The following is a 20,460-nucleotide window of genomic DNA, read 5'->3' on the forward strand; positions in this document are numbered from 1 at the left end:
AAGTCTGGCATGAACGTTGCGCGCGGATTGGAATTTTCGATGCGAAATCCGCCAATCGCCCCATATCGCCAAGCGGCATCAAGCACCCCGAACCAGGCAGGTTCTGACCTACCATGGCTCCTGCTGCTTCGGCCTATGATTTATGCACCGGGTCCTCACGATGCCATCTCAACTTGAAAAGCCGAGAGACGTGATCAGTGGGACGCTGGTGCTCGCCACCGGTGCAGCGTTCCTTTACTTCGGTCGCGGGTTGACGGTCGGCAGCGCTTCGCGAATGGGGCCGGGCTACTTTCCGATCGTTCTGAGCCTGCTGATGGTCGTTCTGGGGCTTGCCATCATCGTTAACGCATTGCGTTCAAAAAGCGGGGCAGGCGAGGCGCTGACGATCCCTTGGCGTGCGCTTGTCCTCGTCCTGGGCTCGATCATGGTCTTCGCCCTAACCCTCAAAGGGCTCGGCCTGTTCATCTCGCTGGCGCTCTGCATTCTGGCGACGACCATGGCCAGCAGCTACACGAAGTGGATCCCCTCCATCACGCTAGCCCTCGTGCTGTCTCTCGTCTGCGCCTTCCTTTTCGTCTATGCGCTCGGATTGCCCATCCCGATCATCGGGCAATGGCTATCTTTCGGTTACTGGTGGCCTTCGGCTTCCCCCAGCCCGTGAAAATCACCAGCTGAAGAACATTTTTCATGGACTTCTTTTCCAATCTTGAGCTTGGTTTCCAGACGGCACTGAACCCGTGGAACCTGCTGTACTGCTTCATCGGCTGCCTGCTAGGCACAGCTGTCGGGGTCTTGCCGGGTCTCGGGCCGGTGGCAACAATTGCCATGCTTCTGCCGCTGACCTTCAGCCTGTCGCCCGACACGGCGATGATAATGCTGGCCGGCATCTACTACGGTGCGCAATACGGAAGCTCCACCACCGCCATCCTGATCAACCTGCCGGGCGAAGCCGGCTCGATCGTGACCGCGATTGACGGCTACGAGATGGCCAAGCAGGGCAGGGCGGGTCAGGCGTTGGCGGTGGCGGCACTGGGTTCGTTCTTCGCCGGAACGGTCGCAACGCTCATCCTGGCGCTGTTCGCTCCGGTGCTGGCCGGCTTTGCGCTGAAGTTCGGCCCGGCAGAGTATTTCTCCCTGATGGTGCTCGGCCTCGTTGCATCAGTTACGCTTGCGTCAGGTTCGCTGCTCAAGGCGTTCGCGATGATCGTGCTGGGCCTGCTGCTTGGCCTGGTCGGGACCGATGTCGAGAGCGGCACGCTGCGATACACGTTCGGCATACCGAGCTTGGCCGACGGGCTCGATTTCGTCGCGCTCAGCATGGGCGTATTCGGTATCAACGAGATCATCTTCAACATCGAGCATGAGCAGAAGCGCAACGTAATTGTTCGCAAGGTGAGCAAACTCATGTTGACGGCTGCGGAGCTCAAGAGCGTCATAGCCCCGGTCTTGCGAGGGACTGGCATCGGCACCGTGCTTGGGATCTTGCCCGGCGGTGGCGCAGTCCTGGCATCGTTCGCGGCCTATGCGGTCGAGAGCCGTGTCTCGAAAAACCGGTCGCAGTTCGGCAAGGGCGCTATTCAAGGGGTCGCGGCGCCAGAAAGCGCCAACAATGCCGGCGCGCAGACCTCATTCATCCCGATGCTGACGCTCGGCATCCCCTCCAACCCGGTAATGGCGATGATGATCGGCGCGTTGGTTATCCAGGGCATTACACCTGGCCCGAATGTCGCCACTGAGCAGCCGGCCCTGTTCTGGGGTCTGATCGCCTCGATGTGGGTCGGCAATCTGATGCTGGTCCTGCTTAACCTGCCTCTGATTGGCATATGGGTGCGGATGCTGATGGTGCCGTACCACTACCTCGCTCCGGCGATCGTTGCGATTTGCTGCATCGGCGCTTACAGCGTCTACAACGACTCGTTCAGCATCTACACAATGGCCCTGTTCGGCCTCGTCGGCTACATCCTGATCAAGCTCGACTTCGAACCAGCGCCGCTGCTGCTCGGCTTCGTGCTGGGACCGATGCTGGAGGAGAACCTGCGGCGGGCAATGGTGCTTTCCCGTGGCGACCCGACCGTGTTCCTCACCCGGCCCGGCAGCCTCATGCTGATCGTTCTGGCCGCGATACTGTTGGTCCTGGTGCTGTTGCCCAGCATACGCTCGAAGCGCGAGGAAGCGTTTCAGGAGTGACTTCGGGTAGGAGGGAAAAACCGGCGCGTCAGGCATCTCAGCCAGCGATTGAGTCCTTCCAAAAATGGTGTCGCGCAGGTCTTGACAGAGTTGCATGGGAGCTATCCGAATTGCGGACGGTCGACCGACGCGATTGGCAAGTGACGCCGTGGCCAAGGATGAGCGCTGGTGGCATCGTCCGAGACGATGCATCACTTCCCAATCGCGACTGGGGCTAACGCCGTCGTATCATTATCAGAACTGCGTCGCCTCCTGGGCGACTAGTTGGCCCGTTGTCATCGGAACGTTCCCGATCGACGGACTAAGCCACGCAATTGGGAGGATTTATGCCGTATTCGGATTTCAAGGGGAAGGTTGCGATCATAACGGGGGCCGGTGCAGGTATCGGCCTTGCCATTGCTGAAGCGCTTGTCAAGGAAGGGGTGCGTGTTGCTGGCATGGATATCAATCTGGATGGTGTGAGCCGGGTTGAGCAGCGCGTTGGGAAAGACAAGTTCCTTGCCTTGCAGGTCGACATCACTGATCCGGCGAATTGCAAACGGGGCGTGGATGCTGCTGCAGAGCATTTCGGTGGATTGCATGTCCTCATCAACAATGCCGCGCTCGGCATGAACGCCGTGCACCCACGTTACGAGACTCTCCCCTTGCAGATCGAAGACGTCAGCGAAGAACTGTGGAAAAAATTCATGCTGACCAATGTCTGCGGCACGTTCAACATGTCGCGCCAGGTCGTTCCGCGCCTGCGTCCGCAGAAATGGGGCCGCATCATTAACGTCAGCACGAGCTACTTGACCATGATGCGGCCGGGCTTTTCCCCCTACGGACCGTCAAAGGCGGCTCTCGAAGCATGGTCGATGATGCTGTCGCGCGAACTCGATGAATCAGGCATCACCGTCAACGTCGTGTTGCCGGGCGGGCCGGTAGACACGGCCATGGTTCCCGATAGGGATGGCCTTGATCGCGAGACGCTTATCCGCCCCGAGATGATGGCTCCGATGATTCTGGCGCTCTTGACCAGCGAGGGCGACAAAATAACCGGCAAACGCTTCCTCGCGGTCGATTGGGACAATACGACCAGCGACCCGCAGCTTCAGACCCACCGGACCGCGGCCTGGCCGGAGCTAGCCACTCCGCTCGCAGCGTTGGCGCCGAAGAAGGGGTGAATGTCCTCCATGGACTAACCTCCCATGTACAGCGTGGCGGGAGGGGAACAACCAGCCAGACAAGGGATTTGCCTCTTTCCGGCAAGGCAGCTCTCCTCGAGGGAAGGTCGGGTCGTTGACCGGCTTGATGAAGTTCTGAAAACCGCTGAAGCGGGCGCGTGCCCAGTTGGGCAAAAGATGCGTCCGTCATGGCAGACCGCACGGCCTCAACCAGCGGATAAACGATCACCAGAACCAGAAGTATGGCGATCGGCGCCAACAGCAAATAGGGCAGCCCTTCAAAGCTTTGGCGTCGCCTCTTCGAACGAGCTATGTCCCTCCACTCAGCAGTTACTGAAACTTCGCTCAAATGCGCGACCTCCAGCATGCGCGGACACCAGGGCGGTCGAATTCAGCATTGGGATAGTTGGCTGGACGCGGGCTCAGAGCCTTCGATGGGATGGACCTCGTCGCATTCCACGATGTAAGGCGTGAACGCGGAAGACTTGTCGATATCCAAGTGACACAGCCGGTCCGCCCCCGGAGCGGACATCTCAAGACTGGCAAAAGGATGGCGGCGTGATTGGTCCCAGCGTGAGCCTAGGCTGCGAGCTGGTTCTTCACGAATGCACCATCCTTCATGATGGCGGACATGTAGCGGCCTTGACTGCCCAGCGCAGACAGATCCTTCACGGGATCCTTGTCGACCACGAGGAGGTCGGCAAAGGCGCCTGCCGCGATCGTGCCGACCTTGCCTTCCATACGGACGAGTTCGGCGGCGGTAAGGGTTGCCGATTTGATCACCTCGATCGCCGGCAGCGCCTCCGCGCGGATCAGGAACTCTTCGGACTGATAGCTGTGCATCGAGCCCAACACGTCGGTGCCGTAAGCCAGCTTGACGCCGGCTGCCCGCATCGTCTCCAGCGATTCGGGACCTCTTGCGCGCACCCATTTCAGGCGTTCCACAAAGCCGGGATCCAGCTTCAGCGCATCGGCCTCGCGGATCTGCGCTTCATAGGCGGCGATCGTCGGCGTGACGATCGCACCTTGCTTCGCAGCGGTGGCAGCGGTTTGAGGGGTAATAAGTGTCGCGTGTTCGATCGAATGAATACCGCATTCGAGTGCACGTGCGACGGCCTCGTCGGTGTGGGTGTGCACCGACACATACATCTTGGCCTTGTCGGCTTCGTCCTGGAACGCGCGCAGCTCATCCATCGAATAGCCGAGATATGGCCGAGGAAAATGGGAGGATGCCGCGCCGCCATTGGCCATCACCTTGATGAATCTGGCGCCCTTGCGAACCTCGTCGCGAGCGGCACGGCGGCAGTCGTCGACGCCGTCAACGATGCGTCCTACCGAGCCGAGTTGGTCGAGTTGACGGTCGCCACTGATCATGTCGTAGCGCGTCCGATAGTCCGAATGGCCGCCGGTCTGCACCATGGCCTTGCCGCAAATGACCAGGCGAGGACCTTCGATAAGACCCTGCTCTATCGCATGGACCTGAGCCACAGTCGCGCCGCCGAGGTCGCGTACGGTGGTGAAACCGCGATTGAGCATGCCCTTCAATATCCGCACCGAATGATAGGCGACGAGTTCGTTTGGCAGAAACGAGTTTTCGGCCGGATCGGCAACTCCGGAATTGATGTGCACATGGCAATCGATCAGGCCCGGCATCAAAGTCTTCCCGCGCAGATCGAAGCGATGCGCGTTGCTATCCCGGATCGGCTTGTCTGAAACCTCGTCGATAACATTGCCGCTGACGCGGACGAAACGGTCGTGCTCGCCGTCCTCATTGGAGCCGTCAACGATCCGCGCGTTTTCGAATATGTAGGAAGGCATCAGCAGTCTCCTTGTTGGATCGGTGCGCCGCCACGTGCGCCGCGGAATTTGACGGGCGCTACGGTCAGTAGGTTGCCCTGCCGCCGGAAAGATCGAACACCGCGCCGGTGGTAAAGGAATTCTCCTCTGACGCTAGCCAGCAGATCATGGAGGCGGCTTCGCCAAGTTCGAGCATGCGGCCGCGCGGAATCTTGGCAAGCATGTACTCGATGTGTTGCGGTGACTGCTCCATTGCCCCAGGCGTCTTGGCAACCGCCGGAGTGACGCAGTTGACTGCGATGTTCTGCCCTGCGAGTTCCTTGCCCAGTGACTTCGTCAAGGCGATCACGGCTGCCTTCATGGAGCTGTAGGCGACCGCGTTGGGGTTGCCCTCCTTGCCGGCAATGGAGCTGAGGTTGACGATGCGCCCGTAGTTAAGCTCCCGCATATGAGGGACGATGGCGCGGCAGCAGTTGAAAGTCCCTATCAATCCCACACTCAGGACCTGTGCGAAGGCCTCGGGTGGATATTCCCAGGTCGGCATGTTCGGCCCGACCAACGCCGCATTGTTGATCAGTATGTCGATCTTGCCAAACCGTTCCAGCGTGTGTGCAAAGCCCGCTTCCACCGACGCGAGGTCGCCAATGTCAGTCTCAATCCCAAGCACGTCGCGGGTTCGTCCAAGCTGATTGAGAGCCTTTTGCAACGCAGCGCCATCGCGATCCCAGATCGCTATCCTGGCACCGGATGCCAGCATCCGCTCGCTGACTGCGAACCCGATGCCCTGCGCTCCGCCCGTGACAATCGCTACGCGCTGCTCAAGATCATATCGATTCATGGTCGAAGACGCACTCTGATTGAATTATTGATTGAAGCATGTTCCACGGGGGAACCGGTGGCGATTTCGCGACAAGCGCGTGCCAGAACGTATTGACTGCGATGGCCTTTCGCAAAAGACTTCGTTTGGAATGGCTGCTTCGCGATCCGCGATGATGCCCTTGCGACAGTTGCATCCGTGCGGTCAACAGCTATTAGCAGTGACTGGCTGCGTGTTTCGCAGGCCTGACATGGATGGAATATGCCGGAGAGGGGGAGCTACATTGCGTTTTGACCTTCTTTCGCTTCAGCTGTTTGTCGCCGTTTGCGAAGAGCAGAGTATCGCCAAGGCGGCCGATCGCGAGCACATCGCGGCATCGGCGGTGAGCAAGCGGATTTCCGATCTCGAGATACGCCTCAGTACGCCTTTGTTTCACCGCAGCTCGAAGGGACTGGAGCTGACCGCGGCAGCGCAGGCGCTGCTCCACCATGCGCGCGTCGTGCTCCGCGACTTGAAGCAGATGGAGATTGAGCTTGCCCATCACGCCAGTGGCGTCAGCGGGCAGGTCCGCATTTTTGCGAGTGTTTCGACGATCATCCAGCATCTGCCGTCGGATCTGAGCAACTTTCTGGGGACGCATTCGGCCATTCGAATCGATCTGGAGGAGGGCACCAGCCAGCAGGCCGTGGACGCGGTGGCCGAGAACGCTGCGGATATCGGCGTCTTCGGTGGCGTCGTGCCCCGTCGCGGTTTGAAATACATCCCGTATCGCAGCGACCGCCTCGTGGTGCTGGCTCACAGGGACCACCCGCTAAGCTCGCAAACTTCCGTCAAGTTCGCCGACCTCCCGGATTATGACCTGATCGGGCCAAGCAGGGGAAGTTTTCTGGATATGCTCGTCATTCGCGCCGCGGCTGAGCTGAGCAAACCGTTGAAAATGCCAATCCGGGTCAACGGGTTCGAGACGGTGTCGACAATGGTAGAGGCGCAGATGGGCGTCGGCCTCGTGCCGGCGGGATGTGCCGCCCGTTATGTAACGGGTGGCATGCTTGCGGCAATCGCGCTCGACGAGCCTTGGGCAGTCAGGCAGTGGAACATCTGCGTTCAGGACAGTCAGGGCCTGCCACCACCCGTGAAGCTGCTGTTGAAGCACCTTACCAACAGTTGAGAGGCTGGTCCGCCGGCTAACCGGTGCGTCGCGTCCGACGATGCGAGCTTTCCAAAGGACGACTTCGAAGGGTCCGGGTCGGCCCATATAAGTCCTGCCGCAGAGAGGGCCGAGCGAATGCGCCCGCCTCTTCAACTCAATTTCGAAAGGCAAGGCCTTGAAGATAGTAGTGCTCCCAGGAGACGGGATCGGTAAGGAAGTGACCGCGGAGGCAGTAAGGGCGCTGCACGCGGTCATCGGTAGTGAACTCCCGCTCGAACTCACAGAAGCCGTAATCGGAGGTGAGGGGCTGGAGCGCTTCGGCGATGCCCTGCCGCCTGATACCCTCGACATCTCACGCAAAGCTGATGCCATTCTGCTTGGCGGAACCGGCGTTCCTGAGGATGAGAGGCGAGCGCCGAGCGAGGGGGCCGGTTACGGCCTGCTCAAGCTGCGCAAGGCCCTCGGTCTCTATGCTAACTTCCGCCCGGTCGTGCTTTATCCCGAGCTTGTGGACGCCTCCACACTCAAGCCCGAAATTGTCACGGGGGTCGATCTGATCATCTTGCGTGAACTGACCGGCGATCTCTATTTCGGCCAGCCGCGTGGTGTCTCTCGTGACGAGACTGGCGCGCGTGTCGGCATCAACACGATGCGTTATACCGATGCCGAGATCGAGCGCATAGCGCATGCGGGCTTCCAGGCCGCCGCGAAACGACGTAAGAAACTGTGTTCGGTTGACAAGGCAAACGTCCTTGAAACGATGGCGCTGTGGCGCGAGGTCGTTATCGAAGTCAGCAAGCAGTATCCCGATGTGGAATTGACGCATCTCTACATTGACGCGGCGTCCATGGCCTTGATCCGGAATCCCAAGCAATTCGATGTTGTCGTGACGGGCAATGTCTTCGGCGATATCCTCTCCGATGCGGCGGCCATGTTGGCCGGCTCAATCGGAATGCTGCCGTCGGCCTCCCTCGGCGATCACAACAAGGGCCTATACGAACCGGTCCATGGCACCGCGCCGGACATCGCTGGCAAGGACTTGGCGAACCCACTGGCCGCAATCCTTTCGGTTGCCATGATGCTCCGGCAGTCGTTTGGCCGCGACCAGCACGCTTCGCGTATCGAGCAGGCCGTACGGTCAGTGCTGCGCGAGGGGTATCGGACCGCAGACATCTATCAACCCGGCTGCAGGAAGATCGGCACGAGGGCCATGGGTGAAGCAGTTGTCGAGGCGATCCGCAAGCAGAAGGTTGGCGGGGAGGCGGAATTTGCCTGACCGGCCGCTATGACCTGCTGCTCTCGCGGCAAGTCGGTCGCGTCCGCATCGCCGATTGCGACGACAGGTCACCAAACCGAGACTTACTTCGGTTGACTGACCAGCGGTACTCGAAGGCAAGCCAGACATGTTCGAGCGACGTCACGTGGCCGAAGAGGGCTGAATCAGCCGCCGAACATCATAGGTGCCGGGCCGTAGCGACGGACGGCGGATCGTGAGAGCCGAGGGACGGCAGATGAAACATGGCGGTCCTTTCGAACTTGCCTTCGGTCGTGGATTGCTGAAGCTGGCATTGCCGCAAGGCGCGGAGCCGACAGTAATCCGGAAGGCGTTGTTGCCAAAACTCTTCGACGCCTCTTCAGCAATTGCATCCGCCTTCGCGAATCCGATTGGCTCCGAGCCTTTAGCCCGTCTGGTGGTCGGGCGTCGGAGCGCCTGCATCCTTATCTGCGACATCACGCGCCCGGTGCCGAACCGGCTATTCCTACGCGTCATGATCGAGACAATGATTAAAGGCGACATTCCCGCGGACAGGATCGATGTGCTCGTTGCCACCGGCCTTCATCGTCCGAACGAGGGTGTGGAACTGGAGGAACTGGTCGGCGATCCTTGGGTTCTGAAGACCGTCCGCGTCACCAATCATTTCGCACGCAACGAACACGACCACGTCGATCTGGGACATACGCAGACGCGTGGGACACCGATCCGGATCAATCGGCTTTTCGCGGATGCGGACCTCCGTATCGCTACAGGCCTGGTCGAGCCCCATTTCATGGCAGGCTGGTCCGGTGGTCGAAAGGTTGTCGCCCCCGGCGTTGCCGGCCACGAAACCATCCGCACCTTCCACTCGGCGCGTTTCATGGAAGACCCGCTGTCAGTCCAGTGCAATCTGGTCGGCAACCCGCTCCATGAGGAACAGTTGCAGATCGTACGCAAGGTTGGCGAAATCTATGCGTTGAACACCGTGCTCGATGAAGATCGCGATCTGGTTTGCGTGACCTTTGGCGAGATCATAGCCAGCCATCTGGCTGCGGTCGATTTCATCGCCGACACGACGATGATCGACGTGCCGCGCCGGTTCAAGACCGTGGTGACGTCGTCTGCAGGCTATCCCCTCGACAAGACCTACTACCAGACGATCAAGGGTATGGTGACGCCGATCGACATTCTCGACCCGGGCGGGACGCTGATCATCGCCTCGGAATGTTCGGAGGGCTTTGGCAGCCACGAATTCCGCCAGGCGCAAGCGCGCTTGGTGGAGATGGGACCCGAGCCATTCCTTGCCACGCTTACGGCGAAGACGCTTGCCGACATCGATGAATGGCAGACGGAGATGCAGCTGAAGCCGATGCGGGTGGGCAAGATCCAGCTCTACACGACCGGGCTAGATCGCGAGGAACGCCGCATCACCGGAGTTGAACTGGTCCCCTCGGTAAACGACGCAATCGCGGCCAGTCTTGAACGCCATGGCGACCCCGCCGTTGCCATCATCCCGGAGGGACCATACGTCATTCCGATCTATCGGCGGGCAGGACTGTGAGACGCGTCCACCTCGATGCAGTCGGCGGCATCGCCGGCGACATGTTCGTCGCGGCAATGCTCGACGCGCTGCCTGACCTGCGAGAGCGCGTACTTGCCGACGGCGCTGCAGTGCTTCCGGTTGAGGCCGGTGGCATTGCCTTCGAGGAAGGCGAGAGCCTGTCGATGCGCGTGCGGCGCTTCGGTCTGGTCGCGAAGCGCGCGATTTCGGCTGCAGCGCCACACGCCCATGCGAACGCATATGGTGATGATGATGGCCACCATCACCATCACGATCGCAACCAGATTCCTGATGAAGCGCATGCAGGTAGTTTTGCTGACATGGTGGCACGCATCAAAGCCGCGGATCTCCACGATGGAACGGCTGCCAGGGCCATTGCGATACTGACGATCATTGCCGAGGCGGAGGCGGCCATCCATCGCGTGCCGGTCGAAAGGGTACATTTTCACGAGATCGCCGACTGGGACTCCCTGGTTGACGTCGTCTGCGCCGGCAGCATCGCAGCGGCGCTCGACAAGACGGTGTGGAGTGTCTCGGCTCTGCCGCGAGGCGGTGGCCTTGTGCACACCGCCCACGGGCTGCTGCCCGTTCCCGCGCCTGCCACGGCCGCGATCCTGACCGGTTTCGAATGGCGCGACGACGGGATATCAGGCGAGCGCGTGACGCCGACCGGCGCGGCGATCCTTAAACATCTCACAGCGCCTGGTGCTGGCGGCACGTCTGGCCGGCTTGTGTCGTCCGGAACAGGCGCGGGGACGCGGCACCTGCCCGGGATGCCGAACATTCTTCGCGTTCTCGTCCTAGAGAACGAAGTCTCAACTCCGAGCGACACCATCAGTGTCATCGAATTCGAAATCGACGACATGACCGGCGAAGAGATGGGCGTCGCCTGCGATCGCCTCAGGGCAACGGACGGCGTGTTGGATCTCTCCGTGGGGCAGCGCCTCGGCAAGAAGGGGCGTCCCGCCTCGTCGTTCCGGCTTCTGGCGAGACCGGAACTGGCCGATCAGGTGACGGCCCGGTGTTTTGCCGAGACATCGACAATCGGCTTGCGCCTGCGGGAGGAACGCCGGCTGGTCCTCTTCCGGGAAAACGTCAAGGCTGCCGGACTTGCCGTCAAGGCGGTCCTCCGGCCATCGGGCATCACACGCAAGGTGGAAAGCGATGCCCTTCGAGGCGGAAGCCTTGCCGAGCGCCGCGCCATGAAGTGGCAGGCCGAGACGACCGACGATGAATGACATTGCGCCGGCACAGCGTCTTGACCGCGTTCTTGACCGTTTCGAACAGCTCGCCATTGCTGTCAGCGGCGGCGTGGATTCAGTGACGCTGGCAGCCTTCGCACATCGCAAGCCGGGCCTTGCGGTGACGGTAATCCATGCCGCCTCACCAGCCGTTCCGGAAGAGGCGACGGCACGCGTGCGGGGTCTGTCAGATACCGAAGGCTGGACGACCCTCGTCATCGGAACTGGCGAGTTCGAGGATTCACGCTATCGGGACAATCCCTCGAACCGCTGCTATTTCTGCAAGACCAATCTCTACGATCGGATACGCACACTGACGCCGCATGTGATCGCGTCGGGTGCCAATCTCGATGATCTCGGCGACTATCGTCCCGGGCTGCTGGCTGCCGCCGAGCGCCAGGTGGTACATCCCCTCATCGAAGCGGAAATGGCCAAGGCCGACATTCGCGCGCTTTCTCGCGAGCTTGGCCTGGGCTCTGTCGCCGAATTGCCCGCCCAGCCATGCCTGGCAAGCCGCGTCGAGACGGGAATAGCGATCGATGCCCGCGACCTCGCATTCATCGAGAAGGCCGAGCGGCATCTGGCTGACATTGCCGCCAGTGGCGTTACGTTGCGCTGCCGGATTACGCGGTCAGGCGTGGTTCTGGAACTCGGCGACGGCGTGTCCGCGCAGAAGCATCTGCTGGTCGAGATCACGCAGCGGCTTTGCGCCGAGGCAGGACGCGTCTTCGTGGGCGCCCGGCCCTACAGCCGCGGCGCGATGTTCATGCGCCCATGAACGACTTTCAACTCGACTGGCAACGCAGCAGGCGCACCGGAGTGCCGGAGGCGGTGCTATGTGAGCATAAGAGCCCGACCCAGGTGGCCGCCATCATCGTCGCTGCTTCCGAGAAAGGAGAGCGGCTGTTGTTCACGCGTCTCGACGAAAGCCATTTTCTGGCGCTCGATTTCGCCATTCGCAGTGCACTTGATTATGATCCACTGTCGCGCACTGCGGTGCTGGGCGGGTCCATGCCCGTTGCAAGCACAGGTGTGGGCATCGTGGCGGCGGGCACGTCGGATATGTCGGTCGCACGGGAAGCCGCCCGAGCGCTCTGCTTCAACGGCCATGACGCGCCTATCGTCGCCGATGTCGGTGTCGCCGGATTGTGGCGGCTTACTGAAAGGCTCGACGAAATCCGGATGTTTCGGGTTGTTATCGCTGTCGCCGGCATGGAAGGCGCGCTCTTCAGCGTGCTCGCCGGGCTGATCGCGGCGCCGTTGATCGCTGTACCGACATCTGTCGGCTACGGCGTGGCCGCCGGCGGATATGTGGCGCTCAACGCAGCGCTCGCGAGTTGCTCGCCGGGAGTTGTGGTGGTCAACATCGACAATGGCTTTGGCGCAGCGGCAGCCGCGGTGAAGATGCTTTCAATGCGTTGACGCACCAGCCTCGTTAAGCGCGATGCGCGCGTTCCGATATAGAGCAAACAATCGATTTTGCCGGTGCTAGAAAGGCGTGGCGCCAGCCAAACTGGTCTGCCCCGCCAAATCATCGGAGGTCCCCACGACAATGCAGTTCGACTTCTCCGAGCTGAAGCCGCTTGACCGGCACAAACTTCTATCCTCGACGATCACGCCACGGCCGATCGCATGGGTCACGACCGTCGCGTCGGACGGGGTGCGCAATGCAGCGCCATTCTCGTTCTTCAATGTCTTCAGCGAGGATCCCCCTGTCGTCGGTTTCAGCATCGTCGACCGGTCTGCAGGCGACAACAAGGACACAGGACGCAATATCCGGATGTCGGGCCAATTCGTCGTCAATCTGGTCGACGAGGATCGGCTGGACCAGATGAACATAACCGCCGCCGAGTTTGCGCCGGAAATCGATGAGTTTTCGCGCTCCGGGCTTGCAGAGGAAGCTTCAGTGACGATCGCCGCGCCGCGAATTGCCGAGAGCCCCGTCTCCATGGAGTGCGTGCTGCACAGCATTGTTCCTCTCGGGGTATCGCGCTCGCTCATCCTGGGAACGGTCCAGATGATGCATATACGCGACGACATGCTGATCGACCCGGTTCGCTTCCATGTCGATACACAAAAATTGCGCCTTGTCGCCAGGGCACAAGGAAACACCTATGTCCGCACGACAGACGCGTTTGAGTTGCCGAGAATCTCGGCGACGTGACAGGGCCGGCGGTTCGCAAGCCTGACGAAGTCGCAGCCCCTGTCTCTCAGTCAACATTGGCGCGCGCAACCGCAACTATTTGAGCCCAAATCCCCGCGCCTTCAGGAAGTCCGTGAGCACGTGCCTGCCGGTCAGTGCAGCAACGTCCTTTATCCGCGCCGCGGTCTGTTCAGTCCAGTCGATGTTGCGCATGTTCTGTTCGGCCTGGAATTCCCGCATGCGTGCCTCGTAGGCCGCCATAAGCTCCGGGTCGATTTGGGTATACCGCTCGCGGTGGAGGATTATGCCTTGCGGCAGGCGCGGCTTGACGTCTGTTGCCACCGCCGGATCGGGGCGGCCGACTGTCATGCCGAACACGACCATCGATTCGTCGGGCAGTCCCAGTTCGTTGGCGACGGCCTGAGGGTCGTTACGCATCGCGCCTATGTAGCAGCAGCCGAGGCCGAGCGACTCGATTGCAACAGCGGCATTCTGCGCTGCGAACGCGGCGTCCGCGATGGCAAAGATGAATGCCTCGATGTAATCGAGTGCGACACCGGCATGTCCCCGCTCATCGCTGATCGCACGCAGGCGAGCCAGATCGGCGACGAAAACGAGCAGCAGCGGCGCGTCATGGATGTGCTTCTGGTCCGCGGCGTAGCCGGCCAGCCGCGCCTTGCGATCCTTGTCCTCGACCGCAATGACGCTCCAAGCTTGGAGGTTGGAAGTTGAAGCCGCCGACTGTGCGGCCGCCACGACGAGCTCAAGGGTATTTGCGGGAAGGGGCTGGTCGAGGTAGTAGCGCACCGACCGGTGCGACAGCATCACATCCAGCGTGCTGTTCCAAGTGACGTGGGACAATTCTTCGGCGAGAGCGGGATCACGGTAGCGCGTACCGACGCGTTCACGTGCCGCTGTACCGTCGGCGACGCTGTTTCGCTGCTTGCTGGTCATCTGATTGTCATCCATCTGGTTGTTTGGCTTGATCCGCCTGGGATTCTTGCCGAGGTCAAATAACGCCCTCGTGCTTGAACGAGCGGATCTGTGCTGTTGAGTGGCCGAGGAGTTCACCGAGGACATATTCGTTGTCTTCGCCGTAACAAGGCGCTCCGCGGTTGATCAATCCGCCTGCATGCGCGGGTGTGCGGCCAAGTTTGAACGGCACTTCGGCCACGGGCCACGTCCCGATCCTTGTCCCAGGCACTTCGGTCAGCCACTCCAGCCTCCGCAACTGCGGATCGTGATCGCAGCGATCCTCCGCCGTCTGGCATACGCCAGCGGCCACGCCAGCTGCTTGCAAGCGGCTCATGCAGTCATAGGCCTCAACGCCCTCGGTCCACGTTCCAACCACCTTGTCCAGTGCATCCTGGTTGACAAGACGAGCCGCAATATTGGCGAAGCGTGGATCGGTTAGCCATTCAGGATGGCCCGCGGCATGGGCGAGCGCCGCCCATGACCGCTGGTCGCAGCACGAGATCGCGATCCAGCGATCCGCCCCCTGGCAACGATAGGCGCCATGCGGCGCGGCATTGCCATAAGGGGAGCGGTTGCCGGTACGCTGCCACACTCGCCCGTTTGCCGACCAATCAAGGATGGCCTGGCTGGCAAGGAAGATGCCCGCTTCGCATTGGGACGCATCGATATGCTGACCCTTGCCGGTGACCGAGCGGTAGTACAGCGCACCGAGGAGCGATTGGGCGAAGCCATAGGCCCCCATCCAGTCGAGATAGGAATAGCCCCACCCGGCAGGCATCGCCGGTTCGGCAAGACCGGACATCTCGTTCATCCCAGCAAACGAGGCAGCGATAGGCCCAACGGTGCGCAGTCGGCCATAGGTGCCGTAACTGCCCATGCCGGACTGCTGGACGTAGATGATATCGGGACGGATGCTGCGCAGGACGTCATACCCCAGGCCTAACCGATCGAGGACGCCCGGAGAGAAGCCTTCGGCGACGACGTCGGAGATTGCGATCAGCCGCTTGGCGATATCGATACCTTTCGGGTGGCGGATATTGAGCGAGAGCCCGCGCTTGCCCGCGTTCTTATTGTTGAACTGGCCGCCCATGTCGGGATCGCTGACGCCCGGCAGTGGGCCGGTCGCGGCCTCGCGCGCCGTGCGGCCCCCAACGGGTGCCATTGCGGCGAGGCGTGTGTCTGGGTTTTCCTTCCATTCGACCTTGATGCACTCGGCGCCAAGCGCAGCAGCAAAGCGCGTTCCGCCCGCCGAAGCAAGAAACCATGAGAAGTCAAAGATGCGGACGTTCTGCAAAGGAAAGGGACGATTGCGTGCTGAGAGCGCCGGTTTCAGGGTCGCCTCTGCCGCTACCTTTGGCGATGCCTGCCTTGAGGTGTTGCTCACTTCGTCCGTATGCTCACCGCGCAGCGGCGCGCGCTTGCCGGCCTGCCATCGTGTTTCCGAACTCAGCCATTTGCTTGTGGCATAATGGAAGCTGCGCCCAAGTTCAGGGTGATCGACCTTGGTGATGGCGCCGCGCTTCAGCCAATGCTCGTCTTGTGCATTCTCATGCGGCTTGCGCACCGGTGCCCAGAGCAATCCCGCTGCCTGAGCTTCTTGCCAGGGCGTCGCGTCATATGTGTGGGCGCGGACGAAACGCTGAACCACTTCCAGCGTGTGCGAGGTGGCGTCGTCCATCTTCGACGAGCCCGGGACGCTGCGTGCGTTGAAGTCCGCATCGGCTGTGGGCGCCTCGAGGTCCGCAGCCATGTCGAAACGCTCGAGGAACGGCACGAGATTGGCCTTGTCACGGGCGCCAACACCCCAGGTCATGTACCAGCGACCATCTTTGGTGTGACTGATGTTGGGGACACGCGACACTGCCTCCAGGGCATGACGGCATGTCAGACGATGGAGCGGCGCTCGGCGCATCACCCATGACATCAGATCGATCTCGGTGCTCTTGGCCACCGCCTCATGGATGGCACAGGAGATATCCTGACCGAGACCCGAGGTGGTCCGCTCGATCAGAGCGGCAAGAATGCCAATCATGAGTTGCTCACCGGCAATATGGTAGGCATGCCAGATTTGCGGTGCGATAGGCGGTAGGTCGTACTGTTCCGATGGATCCGGATCGTAGCCGCAATTCATCATGACGCCGCCGAGCGCCAGATGAACCAGGTCCGACCCCTTGAAGGTACTCCAAGGGCCGTCATCGCCGAAAGGCGTCATGCGGGCGATGACGAGCGAGGGGTACCGCGCCGCCAAGGCTTCGCGGGTCAGCCCAAGCTGTTCATTCAACATGCCGCAGCTAGCATCCAGCAGGATGTCGGCAGTACCCAGGAGCTGGACCAACATCTCGCGACCGCCTGCGGTATCCAGATCGGCGACGGCGGATTTCTTGCCGCGGTTGTATGCCCAGAAATAGAGCGACTTTTCGGGGTCGGGCTCCTCAGAACAGAACGGGGCGATGCGCCTCGTCGGGCTGCCGTCTGCTGATTCGATCTTGATCACCTCGGCGCCGAGTCCTGCAAGCAGCAGGCCGCAATACTCCGCCGTCTCGTCCGCCACCTCGATCACTCGAAGGCCAGACAGCATTCCGGGGGCGGTGTCGGACGCCAGAGCGGTCGACCGGGGTTCAACTCTTGCAGCTGTCATGAAGGGTGTTTGGACCGTCTCAGCGTTGATGTTGAGCAACCACATTTATGGAGTTTGCTCGGCAAGATAATGCATTATATAAAATTAGGCATTGAGAAGCGGCGCCTGTCAATTAGAAATTGCGGGGGTCAAACCAATTCACCTTGGGTGGTGGAAAAAGTGCAGAAGAAATTTCGATCCTGAATTTTTAAGGCTTCCGGCGCTATGTCGTGGCCAATGCGCCATTGGAGCGTCTTCACACCGGCATTGTGGGCGGAGGGTCCGGTCTGTTTTGCGGATCTCGAGATTCTCCTTCTTAGCGACGTTCCAGCAGAGCAAATATTACTGTCGCCAAAGGGCAGCCACCGGTCGTCTTTCGCCATCCGTCCGGCAACGCCAATGGCAACACCCGGGACCGCCAAGGGCGTCTGCCACCTGCGAGAGCGGCAATCGTCGCGTCGTCCGCACCGAACTTGACGGGAGGCAGACCGTTCTCGCCGATAGCTACGAGGGAAAGCGGCTCAACTCGCCAAACGACATCGTCGTACGCTCGGATGATTCGATCTGGTTTACCGACCCGGATTATGGAATTCTCAGCGATTACACAGGAAACCGCGCCTCCAGCGAGCTCGGGCGCCGCTGCGTTTTCCGCCTTGATCCCCTCGATGGCAAGCTGGCGATCGCCACGGACAAACTGGACAAGCCCAATGGTCTGGCCTTCTCGCCCACCGAGAAAATCCTTTTCGTTGCCGACTCAGGCGCGACGCACACGCCTGGGTGGCGCACATGAGATCCTAGCTTTTGACGTAGCGGCCGATGGTGGGCTTGGCAACCGCCGGACATTCGCCATGATCGATGCCGGGGTGCCTGACGGGTTCAGCGTGGACCTCGATGGCAATATCTGGACAAGCGCGGCTGATGGTGTTCACTGCATCAGCCCCGAGGGGAATTAATCGGTAAGATTGCGGTCCCGGAAACCCGTCACAAACCTGACGTTCGGCGGCCCAAGCGCAATCGCCTGTTCATAGCCGCTGCCTCGTCTCTTTACTCGATTTATGTCGGGACACGCGGCCTCTGAAACGGTTCCGAGCCTCTTGACCAAAATAAAATAAAATGCATCATCCATTACGGAGGGACGATGCAAGGCTTTTCTGGGCTTCGAGATAAAGTATCGGTGGTGGGCGTCGGCACGACGGCGTACGGCAACTTTCCCGACATGGACGAGTATGGCCTGGCGGCTGAGGCGTTTCGCAACGCGGTTGCAGATTGCGGACTGGACAAGGGCGCGGTCGACGGCCTGCTTACATGTCGTATTCCGAGCTACTACCGGATGGGCGAAGTCCTGGGACTTGATCCGCGTTGGACGATCACCCTACCGGGGCATGGTCGCATGTCGGGCATCGGCCTCATCGAGGCAACGATCGCCTTGACGAGCGGCCAGGCGAAATATGTCGCGCTGCTTTACGCCAACATCGGCCGATCTCGCCGCGTCTTCTACGGCGGAGGTGAAATGCCGGGCCATTGGGACCCTTGGGGGTTCACCTCGCCCGGCGGCGCCCACGCCATGATGTTCCGTCGCCACATGGAGCTTTACGGTACGACGACGCGGCAACTCGCTGAAGTTTCCGTCGCCTTCCGCAGCCATGCGCAACTCAATCCCGGCGCGGTGATGAAGGAGGCAATGACTATCGACGACCATGAGAATTCCCGTCCGATCGTCGCCCCGCTGCGCCTATTCGATTATTGCCTGATCAACGATGGCGCCGTCTGCCTGATCCTCACGACAAGCGAGCGTGCCGCTGATCTCGCCAAGCCGCCGGTTCGGATCAGCGGATTTTCGGGGCGCGAGGCCTATCGAAACTCGTCCATAGAGAATTTTCACATCGACTTCTGGCACGATCAGGTCTCGGCATCGGGCGATGAGGCGTTCGCCATGGCCGGCGTCGAGCCCGCCGATGTCGATGCATTGATGTGTTACGACAATTTCAGTCCGACCGTGCTGTTCAGCCTCGAAGGCCTTGGCTTCTGCCCGCGCGGCGAAGGCGGCCGGTTCGTCGAGGGCGGAGCGTTGAAACTTGGCGGCCGGCTGCCGACCAACACGGACGGCGGCCATCTGTCCAATTCGTATATGCAGGGCTGGGCCCTCAACGTCGAGGCGGTGCGCCAACTGCGTGGCGAATGCGGCGATCGGCAGGTTGAGGACTGTGAAGTCGTGACGTACGTGCAAGCAACACCATGCACGCGCACGATCGTTTATACGCGGGCGTGACGGCTGACATGGCGTATGGCGCTTCCGCTTCCGAGAAATCCGTAGAGGCAAAGCCGTTGCCCAAGATTACGCCCTTGAACAGGCCGTTCTGGGACTATGCGCTCAAGTCAATTTACGCGCTGCAGACCTGCGATGCGTGCGGCGACGCTCATGTTCCCGAAGCGCCGGTCTGCCCTCGGTGCCTGAATGACCGCCAGACCTGGAAACCGGCGAGCGGAAAAGGCACGCTGCAGTCCTGGGCGGATTTCCATCGCGCCTATTGGGACGGCTTTGAGGCAGACTTGCCCTACCGTACATGTCTGGTGCGGCTTGACGAAGGCCCGCTGGTCGTCAGCAATTTGGTCGGCGGGCAGGCGAACCTCAGGATTGGTGCGCGCGTCCATGTGGTGTTCGACCGCATCGCCGATGGCATTGCATTACCGAAATTTTCTCTGGACGAACCGGGATGCTGAACGAAGCAGCTGACGCCGAAGTGAGCGCGGCCGGATGCGATCGTCATCACGCCGGCCGCCTGCCAGCCCGGCCAAACCGCAGCATCCTGAGATCGGCGACGCGCCCGCTCGAAATCATTGAACTCTTTGCTGCTCTTCGCCGCCCGCTGTCGGTCTCGGAAATCGCCTGCGCGCTCGAAATCCCCCAGTCAAGTTCGTCCGTGCTGCTACAGGCCATGAGCGGTGCAGGTTTCATAGCGCGCGATCGCAAGACGCGGAAATACCTACCGAGCGTCCGCTCCGTGCTGTTGAGCAACTGGGTCCACGACACGTTTCTCCAGGGCAGCGGCCTGCTGCAGGCGTTGGATGCGTTGAGCATCGAGGCCAATGCAAATGTCCGGCTTGGCGTCCGCAATGGGGTGCACGTTCAATATGTGCATGTCTCCTGGCCGTCGGCCGAGCCAAGGACGAATCGCCTGAGTCCCGGCATGAAGTTGCCGATTGGCAGCGACGCCCTGGGCAGGATGCTGCTTCTAGCAGAGAACGAGAATGACGTACGTGGCATTCTCCGGCACGGGAACGCCGTCGGCGATGCTGCACATGCGGTCAATGTGGAGGATCTTGTCAACGAGCTGCGAATGCACCGCGTCGATCGCTTCGCGGTTTGTCGCGATCTGAGTGCCCAGGACGACCTCGTCATCGCAATCCAGTTGCCCGCGCGATTTGGAGCGCCTGCTGCGATCGGCATTGGCGTTGCCGTTTCCGGGCACGCGGACGGTCGGTCGAGGTTCGCCGCGCTGCTTCGTGACTTCGCTGCAGAAGCCTGGGGTGCGTGAGGGCGAAGTGCTTGACCG

The 20,460-nt window shown here is 61.0% G+C and carries 17 protein-coding genes and 1 pseudogene; 14 read left to right on the forward strand and 4 right to left on the reverse strand.

The genetic code is table 11. From position 1 onward, the window contains the following. Positions 1-160: 160 nt before the first annotated feature. The 3 genes from NP503_RS00910 to NP503_RS00920 all read left to right on the forward strand — a co-directional run bounded on the left by NP503_RS00910 (position 161) and on the right by NP503_RS00920 (position 3,350). Positions 161-661 carry a tripartite tricarboxylate transporter TctB family protein gene (locus NP503_RS00910; RefSeq protein ID WP_032899542.1) on the forward strand — a complete coding sequence of 167 codons (501 nt, stop codon included), beginning with the start codon at positions 161-163 and terminating at the stop codon, positions 659-661. Positions 662-687: 26 nt separating this feature from the next. Then, positions 688-2,187, forward strand: coding sequence for a tripartite tricarboxylate transporter permease (locus NP503_RS00915; RefSeq protein ID WP_127267272.1), 1,500 nt, complete (start codon positions 688-690; stop codon positions 2,185-2,187). A 326-nt stretch (positions 2,188-2,513) separates the two neighbouring features. Beyond that, positions 2,514-3,350 carry an SDR family NAD(P)-dependent oxidoreductase gene (locus tag NP503_RS00920; protein WP_127267273.1) on the forward strand — a complete coding sequence of 279 codons (837 nt, stop codon included), beginning with the start codon at positions 2,514-2,516 and terminating at the stop codon, positions 3,348-3,350. Between the two features lie 579 nt (positions 3,351-3,929). Here the strand turns inward: NP503_RS00920 and NP503_RS00925 are convergent. Together NP503_RS00925 and NP503_RS00930 are read right to left on the reverse strand one after the other, a co-directional pair. Next, the gene (locus NP503_RS00925) at positions 3,930-5,168 is read right to left on the reverse strand and encodes an amidohydrolase family protein (RefSeq protein WP_024504890.1); all 1,239 of its coding nucleotides are present in this window, start codon (positions 5,166-5,168) and stop codon (positions 3,930-3,932) included. A 64-nt stretch (positions 5,169-5,232) separates the two neighbouring features. After that, a complete protein-coding gene (locus NP503_RS00930; RefSeq protein WP_024504891.1) occupies positions 5,233-5,985 on the reverse strand; it encodes an SDR family NAD(P)-dependent oxidoreductase in 753 nt (250 codons plus the stop codon). A 262-nt stretch (positions 5,986-6,247) separates the two neighbouring features. Here NP503_RS00930 and NP503_RS00935 point away from each other — a divergent pair, with 262 nt between their 5' ends. From NP503_RS00935 to NP503_RS00965, 7 genes are all read left to right on the forward strand, one after another. Then, a complete protein-coding gene (locus NP503_RS00935) occupies positions 6,248-7,132 on the forward strand; it encodes a LysR family transcriptional regulator (RefSeq protein WP_032899521.1) in 885 nt (294 codons plus the stop codon). 157 nt (positions 7,133-7,289) lie between these two features. Next, entirely contained in the window at positions 7,290-8,390 is a 1,101-nt protein-coding gene (gene leuB, locus NP503_RS00940) for a 3-isopropylmalate dehydrogenase (RefSeq protein WP_024504892.1), read from the forward strand. Between the two features lie 235 nt (positions 8,391-8,625). Then, positions 8,626-9,930, forward strand: coding sequence for a nickel-dependent lactate racemase (gene larA, locus NP503_RS00945; protein WP_127269157.1), 1,305 nt, complete (start codon positions 8,626-8,628; stop codon positions 9,928-9,930). Continuing rightward, a complete protein-coding gene (locus NP503_RS00950; RefSeq protein ID WP_256754936.1) occupies positions 9,927-11,168 on the forward strand; it encodes a LarC family nickel insertion protein in 1,242 nt (413 codons plus the stop codon). The genes larA and NP503_RS00950 overlap by 4 nt, the downstream gene beginning before the upstream one ends. Continuing rightward, entirely contained in the window at positions 11,161-11,949 is a 789-nt protein-coding gene (locus NP503_RS00955) for a potassium ABC transporter ATPase (RefSeq protein ID WP_024504896.1), read from the forward strand. The genes NP503_RS00950 and NP503_RS00955 overlap by 8 nt, the downstream gene beginning before the upstream one ends. Then, positions 11,946-12,593: a nickel pincer cofactor biosynthesis protein LarB gene (gene larB, locus NP503_RS00960; protein ID WP_127269186.1), complete on the forward strand. Its 648-nt coding sequence runs from the start codon at positions 11,946-11,948 to the stop codon at positions 12,591-12,593. Before NP503_RS00955 ends, larB begins: the two co-directional genes overlap by 4 nt. A gap of 130 nt (positions 12,594-12,723) precedes the next feature. Continuing rightward, positions 12,724-13,335 carry a flavin reductase family protein gene (locus NP503_RS00965; RefSeq protein ID WP_024504897.1) on the forward strand — a complete coding sequence of 204 codons (612 nt, stop codon included), beginning with the start codon at positions 12,724-12,726 and terminating at the stop codon, positions 13,333-13,335. A 75-nt stretch (positions 13,336-13,410) separates the two neighbouring features. Here the strand turns inward: NP503_RS00965 and NP503_RS00970 are convergent, their stop codons facing one another. Next, positions 13,411-14,268, reverse strand: a complete 858-nt coding sequence (locus tag NP503_RS00970; RefSeq protein ID WP_024504898.1) for a nitroreductase family protein — start codon at positions 14,266-14,268, stop codon at positions 13,411-13,413. Between the two features lie 55 nt (positions 14,269-14,323). Beyond that, complete coding sequence (locus NP503_RS00975; protein ID WP_206517129.1) at positions 14,324-16,972, reverse strand: CaiB/BaiF CoA-transferase family protein; 2,649 nt, start codon at positions 16,970-16,972, stop codon at positions 14,324-14,326. Positions 16,973-17,136: 164 nt separating this feature from the next. Here NP503_RS00975 and NP503_RS33275 point away from each other — a divergent pair. The 4 genes and pseudogenes from NP503_RS33275 to NP503_RS01000 all read left to right on the forward strand — a co-directional run bounded on the left by NP503_RS33275 (position 17,137) and on the right by NP503_RS01000 (position 20,442). Next, positions 17,137-17,984, forward strand: a pseudogene (locus NP503_RS33275) (SMP-30/gluconolactonase/LRE family protein). Between the two features lie 60 nt (positions 17,985-18,044). Further along, a complete protein-coding gene (locus NP503_RS00990) occupies positions 18,045-19,175 on the forward strand; it encodes a thiolase family protein (RefSeq protein ID WP_127267387.1) in 1,131 nt (376 codons plus the stop codon). After that, positions 19,142-19,627: a Zn-ribbon domain-containing OB-fold protein gene (locus NP503_RS00995; RefSeq protein ID WP_206517131.1), complete on the forward strand. Its 486-nt coding sequence runs from the start codon at positions 19,142-19,144 to the stop codon at positions 19,625-19,627. Before NP503_RS00990 ends, NP503_RS00995 begins: the two co-directional genes overlap by 34 nt. Further along, entirely contained in the window at positions 19,621-20,442 is an 822-nt protein-coding gene (locus tag NP503_RS01000; protein WP_127267386.1) for a helix-turn-helix domain-containing protein, read from the forward strand. Before NP503_RS00995 ends, NP503_RS01000 begins: the two co-directional genes overlap by 7 nt. Positions 20,443-20,460 lie beyond the last annotated feature (18 nt).

The organism is Mesorhizobium sp. SEMIA396, from assembly GCF_024518615.1.
Lineage (GTDB): Bacteria > Pseudomonadota > Alphaproteobacteria > Rhizobiales > Rhizobiaceae > Mesorhizobium.